The 17,712-nt window shown below is 43.2% G+C and carries 16 protein-coding genes; 2 read left to right on the top strand and 14 right to left on the bottom strand.

Annotated elements, in window-relative coordinates:
- The 6 genes from UF75_RS18240 to UF75_RS18215 form a co-directional block, all read right to left on the bottom strand.
- A partial coding sequence (locus UF75_RS18240) for an oligosaccharide flippase family protein (protein ID WP_045576000.1) occupies positions 1-502 on the bottom strand: 502 nt, incomplete at its 3' end.
- Positions 503-515: 13 nt separating this feature from the next.
- Positions 516-1,769, bottom strand: a complete 1,254-nt coding sequence (locus UF75_RS18235; RefSeq protein ID WP_045575999.1) for a glycosyltransferase — start codon at positions 1,767-1,769, stop codon at positions 516-518.
- Between the two features lies 1 nt (position 1,770).
- Positions 1,771-2,901 (bottom strand): glycosyltransferase family 4 protein, encoded by a 1,131-nt coding sequence (locus tag UF75_RS18230; RefSeq protein ID WP_045575998.1) that lies wholly within the window; start codon positions 2,899-2,901, stop codon positions 1,771-1,773.
- A complete protein-coding gene (locus UF75_RS18225; protein WP_045575997.1) occupies positions 2,898-4,232 on the bottom strand; it encodes an O-antigen ligase family protein in 1,335 nt (444 codons plus the stop codon). Before UF75_RS18225 ends, UF75_RS18230 begins: the two co-directional genes overlap by 4 nt.
- A gap of 19 nt (positions 4,233-4,251) precedes the next feature.
- Positions 4,252-5,343 carry a DegT/DnrJ/EryC1/StrS family aminotransferase gene (locus UF75_RS18220; RefSeq protein ID WP_045576003.1) on the bottom strand — a complete coding sequence of 364 codons (1,092 nt, stop codon included), beginning with the start codon at positions 5,341-5,343 and terminating at the stop codon, positions 4,252-4,254.
- Positions 5,344-5,549: 206 nt separating this feature from the next.
- Positions 5,550-6,398 carry an acyltransferase gene (locus UF75_RS18215; protein WP_045575996.1) on the bottom strand — a complete coding sequence of 283 codons (849 nt, stop codon included), beginning with the start codon at positions 6,396-6,398 and terminating at the stop codon, positions 5,550-5,552.
- A 214-nt stretch (positions 6,399-6,612) separates the two neighbouring features.
- Between UF75_RS18215 and UF75_RS18210 the strand changes: the two genes are divergently transcribed.
- Together UF75_RS18210 and UF75_RS18205 are read left to right on the top strand one after the other, a co-directional pair.
- Positions 6,613-6,846 carry a type II toxin-antitoxin system HicB family antitoxin gene (locus UF75_RS18210; RefSeq protein ID WP_045575995.1) on the top strand — a complete coding sequence of 78 codons (234 nt, stop codon included), beginning with the start codon at positions 6,613-6,615 and terminating at the stop codon, positions 6,844-6,846.
- Positions 6,843-7,073, top strand: a complete 231-nt coding sequence (locus tag UF75_RS18205; RefSeq protein WP_045575994.1) for a type II toxin-antitoxin system HicA family toxin — start codon at positions 6,843-6,845, stop codon at positions 7,071-7,073. Before UF75_RS18210 ends, UF75_RS18205 begins: the two co-directional genes overlap by 4 nt.
- Before the next feature lie 269 nt (positions 7,074-7,342).
- On the opposite strand, the gene UF75_RS18200 is transcribed toward UF75_RS18205, so the two are convergent.
- The 8 genes from UF75_RS18200 to galU form a co-directional block, all read right to left on the bottom strand.
- Complete coding sequence (locus UF75_RS18200) at positions 7,343-8,389, bottom strand: Gfo/Idh/MocA family oxidoreductase (RefSeq protein WP_045575993.1); 1,047 nt, start codon at positions 8,387-8,389, stop codon at positions 7,343-7,345.
- Positions 8,390-8,610: 221 nt separating this feature from the next.
- Positions 8,611-9,966, bottom strand: a complete 1,356-nt coding sequence (locus tag UF75_RS18195; protein ID WP_045575992.1) for a nucleotide sugar dehydrogenase — start codon at positions 9,964-9,966, stop codon at positions 8,611-8,613.
- A gap of 82 nt (positions 9,967-10,048) precedes the next feature.
- Positions 10,049-11,923, bottom strand: coding sequence for a nucleoside-diphosphate sugar epimerase/dehydratase (locus tag UF75_RS18190; RefSeq protein ID WP_156146505.1), 1,875 nt, complete (start codon positions 11,921-11,923; stop codon positions 10,049-10,051).
- 290 nt (positions 11,924-12,213) lie between these two features.
- The gene (locus tag UF75_RS18185; RefSeq protein WP_242860319.1) at positions 12,214-13,167 is read right to left on the bottom strand and encodes an acyltransferase; all 954 of its coding nucleotides are present in this window, start codon (positions 13,165-13,167) and stop codon (positions 12,214-12,216) included.
- A 79-nt stretch (positions 13,168-13,246) separates the two neighbouring features.
- Positions 13,247-14,320 carry an acyltransferase family protein gene (locus UF75_RS18180; protein ID WP_242860318.1) on the bottom strand — a complete coding sequence of 358 codons (1,074 nt, stop codon included), beginning with the start codon at positions 14,318-14,320 and terminating at the stop codon, positions 13,247-13,249.
- 166 nt (positions 14,321-14,486) lie between these two features.
- The gene (locus tag UF75_RS18175) at positions 14,487-15,134 is read right to left on the bottom strand and encodes a hypothetical protein (protein ID WP_045575991.1); all 648 of its coding nucleotides are present in this window, start codon (positions 15,132-15,134) and stop codon (positions 14,487-14,489) included.
- A 532-nt stretch (positions 15,135-15,666) separates the two neighbouring features.
- Complete coding sequence (locus UF75_RS18165) at positions 15,667-16,419, bottom strand: hypothetical protein (protein WP_045575989.1); 753 nt, start codon at positions 16,417-16,419, stop codon at positions 15,667-15,669.
- Positions 16,420-16,682: 263 nt separating this feature from the next.
- Positions 16,683-17,567 (bottom strand): UTP--glucose-1-phosphate uridylyltransferase GalU, encoded by an 885-nt coding sequence (galU, locus tag UF75_RS18160; RefSeq protein WP_045575988.1) that lies wholly within the window; start codon positions 17,565-17,567, stop codon positions 16,683-16,685.
- Between the last annotated feature and the right edge of the window lie 145 nt (positions 17,568-17,712).

The following is a 17,712-nucleotide window of genomic DNA, read 5'->3' as shown; positions in this document are numbered from 1 at the left end:
CCCCCTTGGTCACCACCACCAGGAGGGTCAGGGCACCAATCAAAAACGTCGACAGGAACTGGTACAGGGCCGCTAAATACATTTGCTGTTTAGCCTGAAAATAGTTATAGACGGTGGCATCTAAGGCGTTCAACCCACTCGCCAAACCAAGGACGATAATCATGCTCCGAATCGACTGGTTATAATCGGCGGGAAACATCAGAACTAGCATAAGTGCATAGATTGCCAGCGACGATAACGCCTTAAATAAGAGGGTATTTCCTAGATAAAGTGGTAAGACACCTTCATCTCGAGAGCCCTCTTGAACCATATAATTACTCAAGCCAAAATCAGCGAAGAGGATAAATGTACTGACAAAGGCGAGAGCGGAGTTGTATTCTCCAAAGATTTCAGGTCCTAAGTAACGAGCGACCGCGATTCCGACAATAGCGGCAATCACTTTGGATAGCACACTGGCCACACTTAAAGCGGCGGCATTCTTAAGGACTAGACGAAGTTCCACTGGACTCTCCCTTCTATCGAGTCATGATCTCCTCATAGACCTTCAACGTTTTCTGGGCATTGTATTGCCAGGTAAATTGGCGACTGACCAACTCTTGGCCACGAGCTCCCATGGCATTAGCTTGACTTGGATTTCTCAGCAATTCTCGGATTGCACCTCTAAGTGCTATGACGTCCCTTGGTGGAACGGCCTCGCCAACGGCTTCTTTAGCCAGGATCTCTGAGATCCCTTCTCCAGTTGTGCCAATAATAGGCTTGCTGTGAGCCATTGCTTCTAAGTATACAACCCCAAAGGCCTCATTCCAACTCGGTAAAACAAAGACTTCACACTGAGCCATTTCCTGCATGGCTTCATGATGGGGCAAGCTCCCCAAAAACACAACATTGCTCTGTAAATTCAATTCCTTGGTCAGGGCCACCAGTTTATCCCGCTCTGACCCATCTCCCACGATTCGGTATTCTAAATCTGGAAACTCACCAATCAGTTCAGGAAGTGCCTTAAGTACCACAGCATGCCCTTTATCTGGTCGCAAGAAGCCGACCGTAAGAAGTCTTCGTCGGGATGCCCTCTGTCTGAACTCTGCATGAGTTCCTTGGAGTTCTAAGCTCGGCGGCTCTAAACTTTGCTGAACTGGTCCCTGTAATTCTGAGGGTTGAACCACGTCTTGAAGATCCACTCCATTGTAAATAATCCTATATTTCTCAAGTTGATCCGCCCAAGTTTCCAGTCCATAATGACTTTTGAGCTTTTCACTGACTAGGATTACTGCCGAGGCTCCCTTCAACGTTGCCCGAACACTTTTGGCACAGGTTCGACTGCGGTTCAGGGTATACGCAAAATCTTGGCCATGAATTGTGACTACCACTGGAATATTGTACTTTTGACCAAAGTTCAGAGCCGCAGCTCCATCTGGGTGTGCAACATGGGCATGAATAACATCTACGCCTTGTGTGATCTGTTCCGTAAATACTTTTTGCACCCCATAAGCATAGGTCTGAGGATAGTATTCAAAGAAAAGAGAGCGTGGAAATTCTAGAACCCGAGGATGAAATACTGGGAACCCATCTGGCCGCTCCTCTAGAGGAACCCGAGGGTAACCTCCCCACTTTCCACGTCCAGCCATAAGTTTTGGAACCCATGGTACTGGAGCTACGACGTTGACATCGACGCCTAGATTTTTCAAAGCCCTGGCCTGTTGGCGAACAAAAATTCCGCCCAATGGGCTAACTATATTCGGGTACATGTGGGAAAGCATTAAAACCCGCATCTTACTGTTCCCTCTTTTTAAGGATTCGTTCGTAGAGTTCTAAGAGTTTGCGTTGCTCTTTTTCCCAAGTATATTCTCGGTGAAAAGCGTCCCAACCCTTTTGTCCGTAGTCTAAGGCTTTTTCGGGATCCTCTAACAGGGTACAAATAGCTTGGGACAGGCTTTCTGGATCTCCAGGCTTGGCCAGAAGGCCGCACTGATTTTTAGCGATAATCTCCTCGATATACCCAAATTGAGAACCGATAACCGGAAGGCCGGCAGCCATATATTCGAGAAGTTTTACAGGAATCGCCTTTAGATAATTAAGCGTGGGAAGCAACGGAACAAGGGCGATCGAACTTTGGGCTAATATCTCCGGTACCTGCTCATAGGGAACCTTACCCCTTAAACGGACGTTCCCTCGTTCCAACCAAGGACTAAGATCCGAAAATTCCGGGCCCATATCCATAGTATCGACCGGACCGACCAGTTCACAAACTGCTTCAGGATATTTTTTTCTAACCTGGGTCATCGCACGTAAGATGACTTCCAGACCTCGTTCTCGGTTAATTCCCCCTAGATATAAAAGAACCGGCGGTTTTAGCTTTTCCGGACGTGAAAAGTTAAACTGACGCAGGAGCGGATAGTTATGTAGGATTTCCCCTTCTGGATTAACCCGGTGAAAGAGTTCAGCCATGTGGCTATTCACCGTAATAATCCCAGCAAAGGACCGGGCCGACCATTTTTCGAACCGATCGACTGTTCGCGCCACAATCTTACGGAGTGGTCTTGGCACCCAATAACGAGTTAGCAGACTATCCCCATAATATTCATGGACATCATAAACCACAGGCTTGCGCTGCTTACGACTGAGCCATAAAGCTACCGGGATTAAATCAGGATCATGAAAGTGATAGATATCGGCGCTTTCATGAAGGGCGAGTTTATAGAGAGATTTCAGACGCCAGATTCGATCCATTCGAGAGGAAAGAGGGGGTACCGCCTGAATGCGAATCCCTTCCTTTTGTTCGGATTTTTCATAAGGAGCAATAATGACGACTTCGTAGCCAGCCTCGGCTAGGCTTTTAGCTTCCTTATGAAAAATTCGCTCATCAAAGGGAGAATGTGCTGTGGTTAAGATACAGACTTTCAATCTCTTTCCCCTTCTGTTCTGTAGATTATGCCCATAAACAGAGCAACTAGCGTCATTAATTGAAGATTATAGAAAGCTCCTGCGGTAATATTGTACACGAATATGGCAAGCGTTGAGGCTACAAAGGCAATGGCCAGTAAGGTTTTATCCTCCCTTATCCCCGGTTCGAAGCCATAAAAGTTAAAGGACCTTATCCTTCGCAATGCTGCTTTGACAGGGCGGATGAATAACCACAGATACATGGCTAAACCAATAACACCATACCGCCGAGTTACTAAAACATATTCATTATCGACCAGCGTGGTCATCGTATCTTTGGCTGTACCCCAACCTAAGATAGGAGATTGCGCAATAAATCCAAATGCATCACCTGCTCTCATCAGATGTCCTTGGGCAGAGGTGCTTTTTTCAAGATCGGTTGCCTCATTCATTCGAGACACAAAGTCCCTTGGTGAGGTGAAAAATAAGGTTAACGTTAAGAGTAAGAGCACGAGAATTTTGAGGAGTATCCCCTTTTTCCAGTTAAATTTTAACGTCGCCCAAATACTTAGAAAGACGAGTACCGTAGCCGTCGCTAAAAGGGCTGTTCGGGAAATGGTCATAAACGTAAGTTTTAAAGTTAAGGCAACCGCTAAAAATAGAATTACTGACTGGATACGATCATTTTTTCGGAAATAAAACCAGGTTACAAATAGCGACATCATCAGAACGGACGTAATTCCCATAACATTCGGGTTATCGAACGTCCCTAAAACGCGAGGTGGGTTAGCATTAACAAGATTATCTAAGTGGGATTGGGCAAAGAAGGGCGTTAACCATTCATTAACATTGGCTAGGTTCAAAAATTGACCCCAGGAAAGTAACAGTATAACACCTAATCCTACCAGAAAGGTGAAGCGCAGGACATCCCACTCGGCTCCTTGTACATCCAAAGAAAATGCTAGCGTGATGATCAAGTAATATTTAAGGAGTGTAACCCCTTCCATAAAATCTCGTATACCGAAGGATCCGCCTAAGAAAACAACGGCATAGAGGTTGGAAATTACGATAGAGGCTAAGAAAAGCAAAAATACTTGGTTTACTGCTCTTAAACTTCTTTTCTCACCCTCATGATTAGAATCATAATCGAACGAGTAATTACGAAAACGGCGTGCTATTCGTAGGAGTAGATTAACAGCAAATGCCCCAAAAATTAGAGCATCATCCAAACGAACACGTGGTAAACTCGGACGGATTTCAAGCGAGGGTAAAAGCAGAGCGGATAACATAATTCCACAAAAGAGCAGCAATTTATTCGTATTTGTACGAGTAACCCCTGTATTCCAGAACATCTTTAGCCTCCTTATCCGTCTAACCTTTAATGATGTTTGCAATCTGATGTTGTTGTTCTAGGCTCAGCTCCGGATAACAAGGTATCGCCAAAGCCTGTTCACATGCTTTTTCCGTGACTGGAAAATCGCCCATTTTATATCCTAGTGCCTGAAAAGCTTTTTGCAAGTGGAGAGGGACGGGATAATAGATAGCATTAGCTACTCCACCAGACTTTAGTCGTTCCATAAGGGCACTACGTTCTTCCGTGCGGAGGACATATAAATGGTAGATGGGTAAAGCCTGAGGATCTCGGCCGGGTATCTGAATCCCTGTGTTTGAAAGAAGTTCATCATAAAGCTTAGCCTTTTCTCGACGCCCTTGATTCCAACCGTCCAAATAACGTAATTTAACTCTTAAGATAGCCGCTTGAATCTCATCGAGCCGACTATTATATCCAATCTCTTCATGATAATACTTGGTCTTGCAGCCATGAAAACGGAGCATCCGCAGTTGGGAGGCTAGGTCCTTATCGTTCGTAACGATCATCCCTGCATCTCCGTAAGCCCCTAAATTCTTGGTAGGAAAAAAACTAAAGGTTGCGGCATGTCCAATTGAGCCGGCCTTTTTACCCCGATACTCTGCTCCAATCGCTTGAGCGGCATCTTCAATAACTTTTAGATCGTGACGCGCAGCAATTTCCATAACCCTCTCGACATCCAACATCTGACCAAAAATATGTACCGGAATAATCGCTTTGGTCTTTGAGGTTATTTTATCCTCAAGCTGAGTTAAATCCATATTCAGGGTGATGGGATCAATATCCACAAAGACAGGGGTTGCCCCAACCTGAGCAATTGTTTCCGCCGACGCAAAGAACGTAAAGGGAGTGGTGATCACTTCATCTCCTGGCCCGATACCAAACGCTTTGAGGGTCAGCACTAAAGCATCCGTACCGTTAGCCACCGCCACCGCTTCTTGCGTACCACAGTAGGCTGCAATTTCCTTTTCCAAAGCTTTCATCTGTGGACCGAGAATATAGACTGATGAATCCAACACATCAAGAATAGCCTGATCGATTTCTTCTTTTATAGTTAGGTATTGAGCCTTAAGGTCTAGTAGTGGAATACTCATATTAATCTTCCCTTTCTCTACAAATGCAAGTTGGGGACGGTTCTCGACTTGCATTCCATCTTGTTGCCTTCACTCATTATGCAATTCCTCTTTCTGTGCACTTTAATCGAAGTAATTTTCTCTGGTTTGCATCTTTGGGAAGCGAGGAGGGGACTGCATGCAAGTCAGGAACCGTCCCTGACTTGCACCTTGCTTTGCTACATTGCTTATGGAAGGAGTTCTTCTTCCGGTACTTCTCGGAGGTCTTTGGCTGGAAAGCCTTTTATGACACGTTTTTCTGTGGTGTCTTTGGTGACTAGTGCACCTGCGGCAACAAAGGTTTCTGGAGCAACTTTCACACCCGGCAAAAGGATAGCCCCTCCACCGATACGAGCTCCGCGTTGAATGGTTGCACCCTTGATTGATTTAAAGCGTTTTTCCGTGCGACCCATGTAGTTATCATTCGTTGTCGTAACCATCGGTGCAATAAAGACGCGTTCTTCAATCTCCATATAGGCTGTAATATACGAACCCGTCTGAATCTTTGTGAACGAACCAATTTTAGTATCATTTTCTACCGCAACTCCACTGCCGATGACAACGTTCTGCCCAATCGAGCATCTCTCCCGCACTACTGCTCCATCTCCGATGAAAGCCGCCTCAGCATAGCTTGTCCCTGCATAGAGGACAGCAGAGCACCCGATTGTAAACCCATTTCCCATCCGAAGAGGCGGTAAATCTCCTTGTGTTTTAACCGTACTCGTAGCTGCAGCCTTCGGCAAACGCCCGATCGAAGAGTTGCTCCCAATAAAGCCGTCCTCTCCAAGCTTAACGTGCGAGTAAATCGTCGTGTGATCCCCTATACGAGTTCTACCACCAATTTCCGTCCCTGCCCCAATACTAACATAGTTCCCCAGTTCACTTCCAGCCCCAATCCTTGTGCCATCGCCAAGGACACACCCCACGCCCAAGACCACATTTTCCCCGAGCACGACATTTTCTCCTAGTACGCAAAATGGCCCGATCGTCACGCTCGCTGGTACAGTTGCACTGGAAGGGATTTGATGATGCGTCATTATCTTTGCTCCTTTCGAGAGAGTTGCGTTACAGCCGCTCCGCCGTTAAGCTCGGCAGACAGACCAAACTAAGACTGCCCTAACCTGCTAGGGACGAATATACGGTTCCGCCAGAATTACTGTTCATGTTATAATATATTTAATAAAAGAGAAAGATTTTTAGCTTAGTAATATACGAATCAGCAAAACAAAATAAATGGGGGGTTTTAATAAAATGGGTAACAGATTCAAAATTGTTTTGGATTTTAATGAGGAGGACGGTGGTTTCACCGTGACAGTCCCGGCCTTACCTGGCTGTGTAACTGAAGGAGACACCATTGAAGAAGCGCTAACTAATGCAAAAGAGGTTATCAAGGGATATCTAAAAGCATTAGAAATTCAGGGCCGCCCAATACCTCAGGGAGAGTTTTTACCGTTTGAAAAACAAGAACTGGTGATCAGTGTATGACGCCTCGACAACCACGAATATCAGGCAAAGACATGGTGGCTGCTTTAAAACGAGCCGGGTTTATTTTAATATACATTGAAGGCAGCCACCACTACCTTGAACCATCTGAAGGTGGTTCCTTAGTGACAGTGCCAGTTCACACAAATAAAATTCTTAAGCCTAAAACATTAAAAAGTATCCTGAACCAAGCCGGTTTAAACATCGATGATTTTAAAGAGCTATTATAAAAGTCATAACTCTTTGGTTTAAAATTTCGATTTCTATGAAGGAATACATGCTGTTTTCTCGTTCTTGTAATCAGTACGTGGATTTTGATTTACAATAAGGATGGATCCCGCGCCAACTGAGACAAGGTCGCCTCCCACCGTCCATGGTTCCGGCGACACTCGGCCGTCCATGGCCAGCGGATGTCGAATTTGGCGGGACCCCGCTCACTTGCATTAGCAGTTTTTCCTTTAGTTTGGTCTGCCGAGCGTAACGGCGGAGCGGCTGTAACTTAACTCTCCACCAGCGGAAACACAACCGGCTCCTTCGTCTCCTGGCACTTGTAAATCGCCAAAATAATCTCCAAGGCCTTCCGTCCTTCTTCCCCCGGAATTGCAGGTTCTCTATCTTCTCGAACTGCTTGAATTAAATCCAAAATTAGCTCTCTATGTCCAAAACCATAGACATTCGGCGGATCCCCTTCTTGGCTTTCGAAGATCTCTTTTTTCTCTTCTACGCTGTCTGGAAATTCCCAGACTTCGACTCGATTGACGGCAATTCCGCCGACGATAACCGAACCCGTTTCGCCGAAGACATTGAGGGTCTCTTCAATGTTCGTGGGATAAATAGTTGACGCGGCCTCGATAAGTCCGATGGCACCGCTTTTAAACTTGATAACGGCTGCACCCATGTCTTCCATTTCAATTTTGCGCATAAAGGTCGCGGTATACCCAAAAACGGATTCAACCGGTCCAAAGGTCCATTGCAAAAGGTCGATGTTATGGATCGACTGATTCATTAAAACTCCGCCGTCTTGGAGCTTGGTTCCCCGCCAAGGTGCTTGGGTATAATAGTTGTCATTGCGATTCCAACGGACGGTCGCCTGTCCATGGGTTAATTTGCCGAAACGGCCATCCTCCAAGGCCTTGCGTAGAAGTTTAATCGAGTCATTAAAGCGGTTCTGATGAATAACGCCAAGTTTAACTCCCGCTTTGCGACAGGCTGCAATCATGGCGTCAGCTGTTTTTAAAGTCATGGCCATGGGCTTTTCGACTAAAACATGCTTGCCTGCTTCTGCTGCTGCAATCCCAATTTCGGCATGGAGCCCACTTGAAGTGGCGATCGTGACGACATCAATATCCGCTCTTTTTAACATTTCCTTATAATCGGTATAGGGCTCTGCCCCGTATTTATCGGCAAAGTTCTGAGCTAATTCCGGGACTATATCGCAAACCGCAACTAGTTCTGCTTCTGGAAGTGCCACAATGGACTCCGCATGTTTCGGGGCAATCCGCCCACACCCGATGATTGCAAACCGCATTTTTGTTTCTCCGCTCATCAATTCAACCACTCTTTTCTTTAATTTATAGTTATTACTGAATTCTCGATGTCAGCTTTAGCTGGACGAGTTCACTTAATGTTTACGTCCCTCCAAATCTGCTCTACCAGTATAGGTTTAAGGGGAATCTGCCGATTCCCCTTAAACTATAACCTTTACCTTTAATCTTGAGTCTTATCTTGCGTCTTTATAAGCAACAATGGCCATTAATCTATTTTGTTTTAGATTTTAACGATCTTCTCACGATTTTCCAGAACGCCTTTTGTGGCATTCCTAGTATCCACGACAAGTCTAGCCTTATCAACAATGTGCTCATAATCCACGGTGCTATGGTCGGTTAAGATTAAGACACAATCTGCATTAACTAGAACATCATCCGTCAACGGTACGCTCTCCATCTGAAGGGTACTCCCCCCATGTGGCTCGATGACTGGAATATATGGGTCATGATAAGTAATCTTAGCCCCTTGTTTGCGAAGGAGTTCGATAATTTTCAAAGCGGGTGATTCTCTCATATCGTCAATATCCTTTTTATAGGCTACGCCAAGGACAAAGATTTCTGCATCCTTCAAACTCTTGTTAACATCGTTCAAAGCTCTAACCACTTTATTAATCACATAGTAAGAAACTTCCACATTGACTTCTCCTGCAAGTTCAATAAAGCGGGTATGGAAATCGTATTCCCGTGCTTTCCAGGTAAGATAGAACGGATCAATGGGAATACAGTGACCACCTACCCCAGGCCCTGGATAGAACGTCTGAATTCCGAATGGTTTTGTGCCAGCGGCTTCTACGACTTCCCAAATATCGATTCCCATGCGGTCGCAAAGCATCATTAATTCGTTGACCATGGCTATGTTCACAGCCCGATACGTATTCTCAAAGACTTTCGTTAACTCTGCAGCGGCAGGTGAAGAGACAGGGACCACGTTGGAGATCGTTTGAATGTAAAGTGCATAGGCAATTTCCAAGCAGATCGGGGTCATCCCGCCCACTACTTTAGAGGTATTTTTCGTGCTAAAGCGTTTGTTGCCCGGATCGACGCGTTCTGGTGAGAAGGCGAGGAAAAAATCTTTACCAACTTTAAGTCCCTTCTTTTCCAGGGAGGGAAGAATGACTTCTTCCGTAGTTCCGGGATAGGTTGTACTTTCTAACGTAATCAACTGACCCGGACGTAAGTATTCAGCAATTACTTCTGTGGATGACTGAATATACGATATATCCGGATCACGAGTAATCGTCAAAGGCGTGGGAACACATATGATGACAACGTCGCATTCTGCAAGACGTGAGAAATCCGTAGTAGCTACTAAGATTCCACTCTCAATAAGGTCCTTAAGGTCTTCATCTTTAACATCTCCGATATAGTTGTCCGCCACATTCACGCGGTCGACCCGTGCAGAGTTAATATCAAAACCAATAACCGGAAACCCTACTTTTCCTTTTTCTACAGCCAGTGGAAGCCCTACATACCCTAAACCAATAACCCCAATCTTTGCTTCGTGCTTTTCAATTTTTTCTTTGAGAGTCTTGGCAACGACATCTTCGTTGGTTATTACGTTCTGCACGGTCATCATTTTCTAAATTTCCCCCTTATCCAATTCTAAGACTCTCACTTCAATAAGTGGGAGTTTCATGTCCAGTTTTAGCTGGACGAGTTCACTGATTGACGACTCCCTTGGCCACCTTTTTACGAAAGGTTGGAATGACTGTCTGTAACAATTCAATGACTTCTTCTCGGGTTAAATAACTGCCACGCTCTCGGACTTTATGCGTGAGCTCTTCTAAGAGTTTAATGTTAATAACGTTAGGCTTAGCTACGAAGATTCGGCTATGCTTTGTTGAAGTAACTCCTTCTTCTGCTGTCAATAACTCTTCAAAAAGTTTTTCCCCCGGCCGAATTCCTGTGAACTGTATCTTTATATCCACATCGGGTTCAAAGCCCGATAGTCGAATCAAGTCTTTTGCTAAATCCACAATTTTAACAGGTTTACCCATATCCAAAATAAAAATCTCTCCGCCCCGGGCCATGGCCCCCGCCTGAATGACTAACTGGGCAGCTTCAGGAATTGTCATAAAATATCGCACCATATCAGGGTGAGTGACGGTAACCGGACCGCCCTGAGCAATTTGCCGCTTAAACGTAGGGATCACGCTCCCTCGACTTCCTAAGACATTTCCGAATCGAACTGCAACAAACTTCGTATTTGAACGAAGATCCAAGCTTTGAATGATCATTTCTGCTGTTCGTTTGGTGGCACCCATAACACTCGTGGGGTTGACCGCTTTGTCAGTGGAAATCGAAACAAACGTCTTTACATTAACTTTATCTGCTTCCTCTGCCAGGTTTTGTGTACCGATTACATTATTCTTCATAGCTTCCTCAGGATTTCTTTCCATCAAGGGAACATGCTTATGTGCTGCAGCGTGAAATACGACACCTGGCTTATATCTATTAAAGATTATGGAAACCTTCAACCGATCTTTGATATCGATTATTTCTGTTATATAGTCGACTCCTGGATGTTCAACACGCAACTCCTGTTCAATATCAAAAATACTGTTTTCTCCATGTCCTATTAAGACAAGTTTTTCCGGATTAAACCGAGCAATTTGACGACAAATTTCCGAGCCAATCGAACCACCGGCTCCTGTGATGAATACGGTCTCTCCTGAAACATAGCCTCCTACTTCCTCTAAGTCAACAGAAACGGGGTCACGACCCAGTAAATCTTCCACTTGCACCTGTCGGATCGGATTGACATTCATATCCCCACTAATAATATCATAGACGCCGGGCATGATTTTAAGCTCGACCGCTGATTTTTCACAGATTTCTACAATTTCACGGACAGATTCCCCGGAAGCTGACGGCATGGCAATGATAACTTCATCGACGCTATGCCCTTTTACGACACGGGCGATATCCTTGCGCGTTCCCATAACCGGAATTCCAAGTAACTGTAACTTCTGTTTTGAATGATTATCATCAATAAACCCAATCGGTCGTCCATCCCGATAATTGCGATTTTTCAGTTCTCGAGCAGCTAATACGCCAGCATCCCCAGCACCAACAATCAGTACTTGTTTTTGCGAGCCTGGGATATGGCGATCAAAGGTACTTTCCTGTAAGATCCGCCATATAAACCGCGAACCTCCAATCAAAAAGACCATTAATAGCCAAAGCAGCATCGCGGCTGAATGTGGCATCCTAATATAAGGCAGAGTAGCAGCATTATATAAGCCATAAAAATAAACCACTGCCACAGTTCCGCCCGTTCCAACGGTGACCGCATAAACAATCGAGAGTAACTCCCCTGTACTTGCATACTGCCAAAGACGATTATATAGCCCAAAGACGTAGAAAATCGCAAGATATAAAACAGTTGCCCCGATGGCCGTATGATAGTACATTTGATAGTAATCTAAGGGTATCCCTTCTTCGAAGCGCAAATAAAAACTACCGAAAGCTGCCAAGTTGATCAACATAGCATCAATCAGCATTAAGATCATGGTTCGTTTGCGAAATGACAACTAGCTCAGCCCTTTCTTGATAAAGCCAGTCGGTAACTTTATCGCTCTAAAGTTTACTACAACTACCCTAGTTTTACAACTATCAACAATCTGCTCAGCTTGTGCGCAACCTTTAAATTAGGTTTAACGTAACGATTTCTTCTTGGTTTGGTAACCAATTATAAAATAGCTATAGGGTAAAAAACTAATTAATCTTACACTTAAATAGCTCAATATTACGGTCATTACATACACGATCGGATAAAATGCCCCATCATCAAATTGAATGTTATAGTTCTTCAGTAATTTAATCAAGGATTGATTAAAAAAATGTGGATTAAGTATATTCCAAAAGAGTATACCCCTATATTATGTACCAGTTTTGCAAGAACACTCCTTTTCGTAACAAGACTTCTTGCGAGATTATATAGAAGTAAAAAGGTGAGGACTCTAAAAATAGGATAGATCAATTCTGGGCCTATAAAGAAATAAGGAGGTATAGTGTTATACCGATAACCCGTTGTCAAGCCTATAATGATACTAAAACTAGATCCAAGGGTTAAGGCCAAAGCTGCTATCAGCCAAACGGAAGTTTGACGACTGAAGCGCTTTTGTAAAGATTCATAATGATCGGATGTGTAAATTCCGATTCCAAAATAGAAAATAAAGCCGATCAAGTTAAGCTTAATACCCGATAAATAATGGGTATGTAGCCCCACCATCCACAATGTCTGAAGGATCATTAATAAGGTGATTAATAGTTCGGACCTGTTTCTTTGTCTAAAAAAATCATAGACCTTAATAAGGAGCGGATAGAGAATGTAAATTTGAATAATAATTGCAAAAAACCACAAATGGTAAGAGGCATCCGCTTTTAAGATACTTGTGAAGAAAAGCTTTAAATTTGAACTCCATGAGTGACTTAGTATAACAGACTTGTTGTTGAATATCGTATATAATACGGAAAAAAGTATGTATTGTGGAATAATTGATCGAATCCTCTTTTTATAGAACTCTATCCATGAAAAGTCACCACGATATTTCTTCGCTAAGACAAACCCTGAGATCAAGATAAATAAGGGCACTGCAAACTGAGAGAAGATATCCGTCCATAGATTTAATAATACTAACGTATTAAACTGAGGTACCTCGGTAAAATAGCCTGTTGTATGGATAGCGATGACGGCCAGAACACCAAATCCCCTTAGATAATTAATTTCCTCAATGGTGTGCGGTGTCGTTTGACTCATTCTAGCATTTTTCATGGTTAATACTATTCCCTTCATCGCATATTAAACGACTATCAGCCAATTGCTTACAGGCTACACCAGTCCCAAAACAATGTTAGTAAAACTTACTGTCAAAATCCTTTTTAACGGATATTTCTGGAACCAGTGTTCCAAAACCTGCTTCTGTCTCGCCGAGGGCCAAGAACTTTCCGTATGGAACCCGTTTTGCGATGAAGTAGAAAAGCAAAGGGATAAGAATTCCCACTGCGAAAAAACGAAGGGGTGTGATTGCCATAAAATGACCAACTAAATAAACTGATGCTAGATGTAAATACATAATTACCATAGCCGCTCTCCCTAGGGAAACTAAACCGTATTCGAGCAAAGGGAATTTACTAAGAATCATACTTAGTTTAATCAATAGCAAGGTAAAGACTAGGGGCAAGATCAGATTGGTCCCCTCATAATAATACTGTCGATGTTTCATATCTAACCCATAATCAAGGATTTGATGTGAATAAAGATAAATAAAACCTAAGGAAATTACCAGAGATAGTGCAAAAATTATAGTACGGTGGGTAGGCCTTTCCATTAGCTGGCGTTGCTTCATTAAATAACCCAGTGCATAGAAAGCAAGCGCATATAAGCCAACATCCACATTCCAGGGTACAAAGCTACCCTCCCAATACCGAGATTCCCAGTAGGCTAATAAAAAACAAACGACTACAAACATTCCTTTTAAAAACTTGGAAGGGACCTTTCGACATAAATAATCGAAGCATATTTGCACACTGAACAAACAGGTTGTGAACCAAAATGTAGCGTAAACTCCTTCCAAGAGGCTCCCACCTAATAAAAGGGCTTTCCAATTTTCAAGCAAAAAATAATTTGCGGGTTGCCCCTTCCAGAGGCTTATCCCGACCATCATAAGTGTTAAACTTGTTAAGTAGAAAAGATAAGGAACCAATAAATGTTTCGCTTTTTTCTTCAGATAAGCGATCGCCGTTAGTTGCGGTTTGAATTGATATAAATATCCACTAACCAAGAAAAACAGTGGCATATGAAACCAAAACATATAAAAGGCGTTTTTACCGCCTGAATGCCCCCAAACTACTGACAGAATGCCAAGTCCTTTTAAGATATCAACCCAATCAATCCGTTTCAATTCTGAGTCATTGCCGGCTCCCACGATCCTAGCCCCCTCTTTCTCACACTCCCCATAGTTTATCATACACCATGGTTTTTTGCATAAAAACGGACTATCTTGTCGTTACGACGATAGTCCGTTAGACATACCCTATTGTTTAGAACTTAGAGCTTTGAGCCTAGAGCCTACTTCCTCCTTGACCTCTATCTTACTGAATTGTGCTCTCACCAGTAATCAGCCAACGGGAATTTTGTTTGACTAGATTTACACGTACCTGAACAATTTGTTCATGCTCTTCCCCTACTGCTGCGCCATCGGCTAAATTATAGTCCTTAGCCTTATAGCGATAATCCACTCGAAGGGTGGCTGTATTTTCCCCAAGGCTTTCCACATCGATTTGATCAAAGGTTATTTCGCTAACATCTAGACCAATCCCCTGGACTAAATACTCCTCTGCCCGCCGGGCATGTTTTTCAAACAATTCTCCCGTATAAGCTTTGGCTAACTTTTGTCTAAAGGTAGCCATATCTGTGGATTTCCATGCCCCGAAGAAAATTCCTATATTCTGTTTATAATCTGCAATCACCTGTTGGGTTATAAGAGAGCCTCCATTGACCTTTGAAGTATTTGCCAGATCATTTTCAGATAGCCCCGCTGGTATAGTACTCTGACCTGAGGGAGTTTGAACTGGAGTGTTTACCAATCCAGAAACTGGTTGTATCTTATCTTCGCCACGTAGTTTGGAAATAAACGATGTTGGAGAACTCGAATTCGTGAGTAAAGACACCCCCAGGGTTCCGACTAATACCCCCAGACTCAATGCTAGCGCTCCTATTAGATAATTCATTTTACGCATAAAGACCAAAATCTCCTTTAAATGGATTTTTATTACTATTCTTGCCTTACTGAAGAGATTTTAGACATGAAAAAACCACAAGACCTGTCTGATTTAGGCAGGCCTTGTGGGTATTTAGTTTTTGAACTCTTAAATTCAGCGTTCAACCTAGTACTACAAGGTCACAGTCTACTGAATTTAGTCGCCTATTCAATTTTAACGGTCAAAGAAATTTCTTATAAATTCTCTATGATAAATTTAGAATTAAGCCGTAAGAAAGGCTAACAATTCGGCTTGTCCCAGCCACTTTCTTATAGACAACCCTCCTAAATGTTTCCGTTCCACTCGTCAACATTATTATTGATGCTCTTAATTCCTATTTACTTTACTGGCCTATATATTAAAGCTGATTCTTTGAGTGAGTTCTATGTCATACCCTCGTCTTCTAAGCAGCCATCTACACCTTGAAAATAATTCAGCATGATTGTTATCGCCTATATTACTACAACTAAACTTTATATCATTCCTGCTCATATTACATTGGAGGTCTGAATTAATTGCGTTTGGTTGCAAATGGCGTTGCTCCGTAGATCTTAGAGTTTGCATCGTTACGCATAAGATGGGAATCAAGATCATGAATTCCCTGGTGGAATTGTTCAATCCGCGTTTTATCTTTTGAATCGAATGCGTCAATGCCGCTGTTAAGGAGGACATCAAAGTAACTGGTGAAGCTTAAAGCCTTGGAAGCGTTCGCTTCATTTTTATAATGCTTATCCAATAATGTTTTGTGGAATACGATGTACTTTTTAATGTCTTGCTCATTCATCTGTGGACCTGCCGCTGGTCCATAAAGATAACCATCTACATATTGGTGGATGTTCCATGCAGATCCGAAGACTAACGTTTTAGCATCATCGCTTAAGGCAGTCTCACCGAAGAACATTGTAACCGAAGGTGCCAAATTGATCAGTTTGGTATCCGGTTCCCTGTATTTGTTCTTGGATCCAACATCACCTTGGGGAGGCGCGTTGATGGTAATGGGTGCTGTAGGTACTGTGAGTTCTGTCGGTGCAGTCGTTGTTTGTGCCGCACCCGGTTTTACGGGCGGGGCAGTACCCTCTGGCAAAACTGTGCCATTACTGCCGTTTACTGCTGGAGTTTGAATGACTACCTGGTCCGTGATAGCGCTTTGTTGCCTAAAAACCTTCCAAACACTGGGACCATAAACTCCAGCAGCAACAACAGCACCCGCTAGAACCAACGTTCCCGCTAAGGTTACTATCCTCTTTTTGTCGATTGGTATCATTAGTCTCTTCCCTCCTTCATTCTTTATTACGGTACGTCAATATATTACCAATTTTTGGGAGAAAAGGCTGTCGTTTTTGCTGTAGAGCTTGGCCCATTTTCCGTTCTCTATTTTCCTAAAAACTAATAGATAGCTCTTCATCTTTAAAATTCGCGAGAATCATCCAGTATTATCCAGATTAATTTGCACTTTTTTTGTTCTCATGAACTATTTAAATAAAAAAAATGCCCTCCCATATTCATTACATGGGAGGGCATTATGTTTTATACAATGTCAAATTTGTGAACCAAGGTTCGTAAGTAGCTGGTAAGTCCTTCTGAAAGATCTTCTCGGCGCAGGGCATAATCAATCGTCGCTTCCACAAAACCCAACTTGTCCCCCACGTCATACCGTCGGCCTTCAAATTCATAAGCAAGAATCTCCTGATATCGCCCCAGTTCCTTAATACCGTCGGTGAGTTGTATTTCCCCGCCTTTGCCTGCTGGAAGAACGCCTAAAATTCCAAAAATCTCAGGATTCAAAATATAACGTCCCATAATTGCTAAATGTGTATTGGGAGCATCTTCCGAACGTGGTTTCTCCACCATATTCTTGGCACGATAAAGTCGGTCCGCAAATTTTTCTCCGTCTACAATCCCATATTTAGAGGTATCTTCAAGCGGAACTTCTTGAACCCCTACCATACTTGCTCCGTAGCGTTCGTAATGATTCATCATTTGACGCAATGCAGGCACTTCGGAGTAGATAACGTCATCCCCTAAGAGAACTGCAAACGGTTCATTTCCGATGAACTTCCGAGCGCTATAGATTGCATGTCCCAAACCTAGCGCCTCTTTTTGCCTAACGTAATATATATCCGCCATCCGAGCAACATCTTGTACCAAATCCAAGAGTTCATCTTTGGCTTGTTTTTCTAAAAACGCTTCTAATTCCATCGAGCGATCGAAGTGGTCTTCAATGGCCCGTTTGTTCCGACCTGTAACAATCACGATATCTTCAATTCCCGATTGAATAGCCTCTTCAACAATGTATTGAATGGTTGGTTTATCTACAATGGGCAGCATTTCTTTTGGCTGAGCCTTTGTTGCTGGCAAAAAACGGGTTCCCAGTCCAGCTGCCGGAATAACTGCTTTTCGAATTTTACGCATCTATGACTCTCCTTTGAAATCAATTTTCTACCCTTAAATTATATTGAACAGTAACCCAATAAATTCTCAATGCTTCAAAGAATTATAATAATCAATTCGACGTACTAATATAATAACCTCCTATAATAAATCTTAATGTAAAATT

This window comes from Desulfosporosinus sp. I2, from assembly GCF_000960765.1.
Lineage (GTDB): Bacteria > Bacillota > Desulfitobacteriia > Desulfitobacteriales > Desulfitobacteriaceae > Desulfosporosinus.
The sequence above is the reverse complement of the archived record's forward strand: the minus strand, read 5'-3'. Positions and strand labels throughout refer to the sequence as shown.

Excerpts from the sequence above, each read along its gene's own strand:
- UF75_RS18205 (WP_045575994.1), top strand. The coding sequence starts at position 6,843 with ATGACGCCTCGACAACCACGAATATCAGGCAAAGACATGGTGGCTGCT.
- galU (WP_045575988.1), bottom strand. The coding sequence starts at position 17,567 with ATGCGTAAAATTCGAAAAGCAGTTATTCCGGCAGCTGGACTGGGAACC.
- UF75_RS18235 (WP_045575999.1), bottom strand. The coding sequence starts at position 1,769 with ATGCGGGTTTTAATGCTTTCCCACATGTACCCGAATATAGTTAGCCCA.
- UF75_RS18200 (WP_045575993.1), bottom strand. The coding sequence starts at position 8,389 with ATGAGCGGAGAAACAAAAATGCGGTTTGCAATCATCGGGTGTGGGCGG.
- UF75_RS18215 (WP_045575996.1), bottom strand. The coding sequence starts at position 6,398 with ATGACGCATCATCAAATCCCTTCCAGTGCAACTGTACCAGCGAGCGTG.
- UF75_RS18185 (WP_242860319.1), bottom strand. The coding sequence starts at position 13,167 with ATGAAAAATGCTAGAATGAGTCAAACGACACCGCACACCATTGAGGAA.
- UF75_RS18165 (WP_045575989.1), bottom strand. The coding sequence starts at position 16,419 with ATGATACCAATCGACAAAAAGAGGATAGTAACCTTAGCGGGAACGTTG.
- UF75_RS18210 (WP_045575995.1), top strand. The coding sequence starts at position 6,613 with ATGGGTAACAGATTCAAAATTGTTTTGGATTTTAATGAGGAGGACGGT.
- UF75_RS18195 (WP_045575992.1), bottom strand. The coding sequence starts at position 9,966 with ATGATGACCGTGCAGAACGTAATAACCAACGAAGATGTCGTTGCCAAG.
- UF75_RS18220 (WP_045576003.1), bottom strand. The coding sequence starts at position 5,343 with ATGAGTATTCCACTACTAGACCTTAAGGCTCAATACCTAACTATAAAA.
- UF75_RS18175 (WP_045575991.1), bottom strand. The coding sequence starts at position 15,134 with ATGCGTAAAATGAATTATCTAATAGGAGCGCTAGCATTGAGTCTGGGG.
- UF75_RS18225 (WP_045575997.1), bottom strand. The coding sequence starts at position 4,232 with ATGTTCTGGAATACAGGGGTTACTCGTACAAATACGAATAAATTGCTG.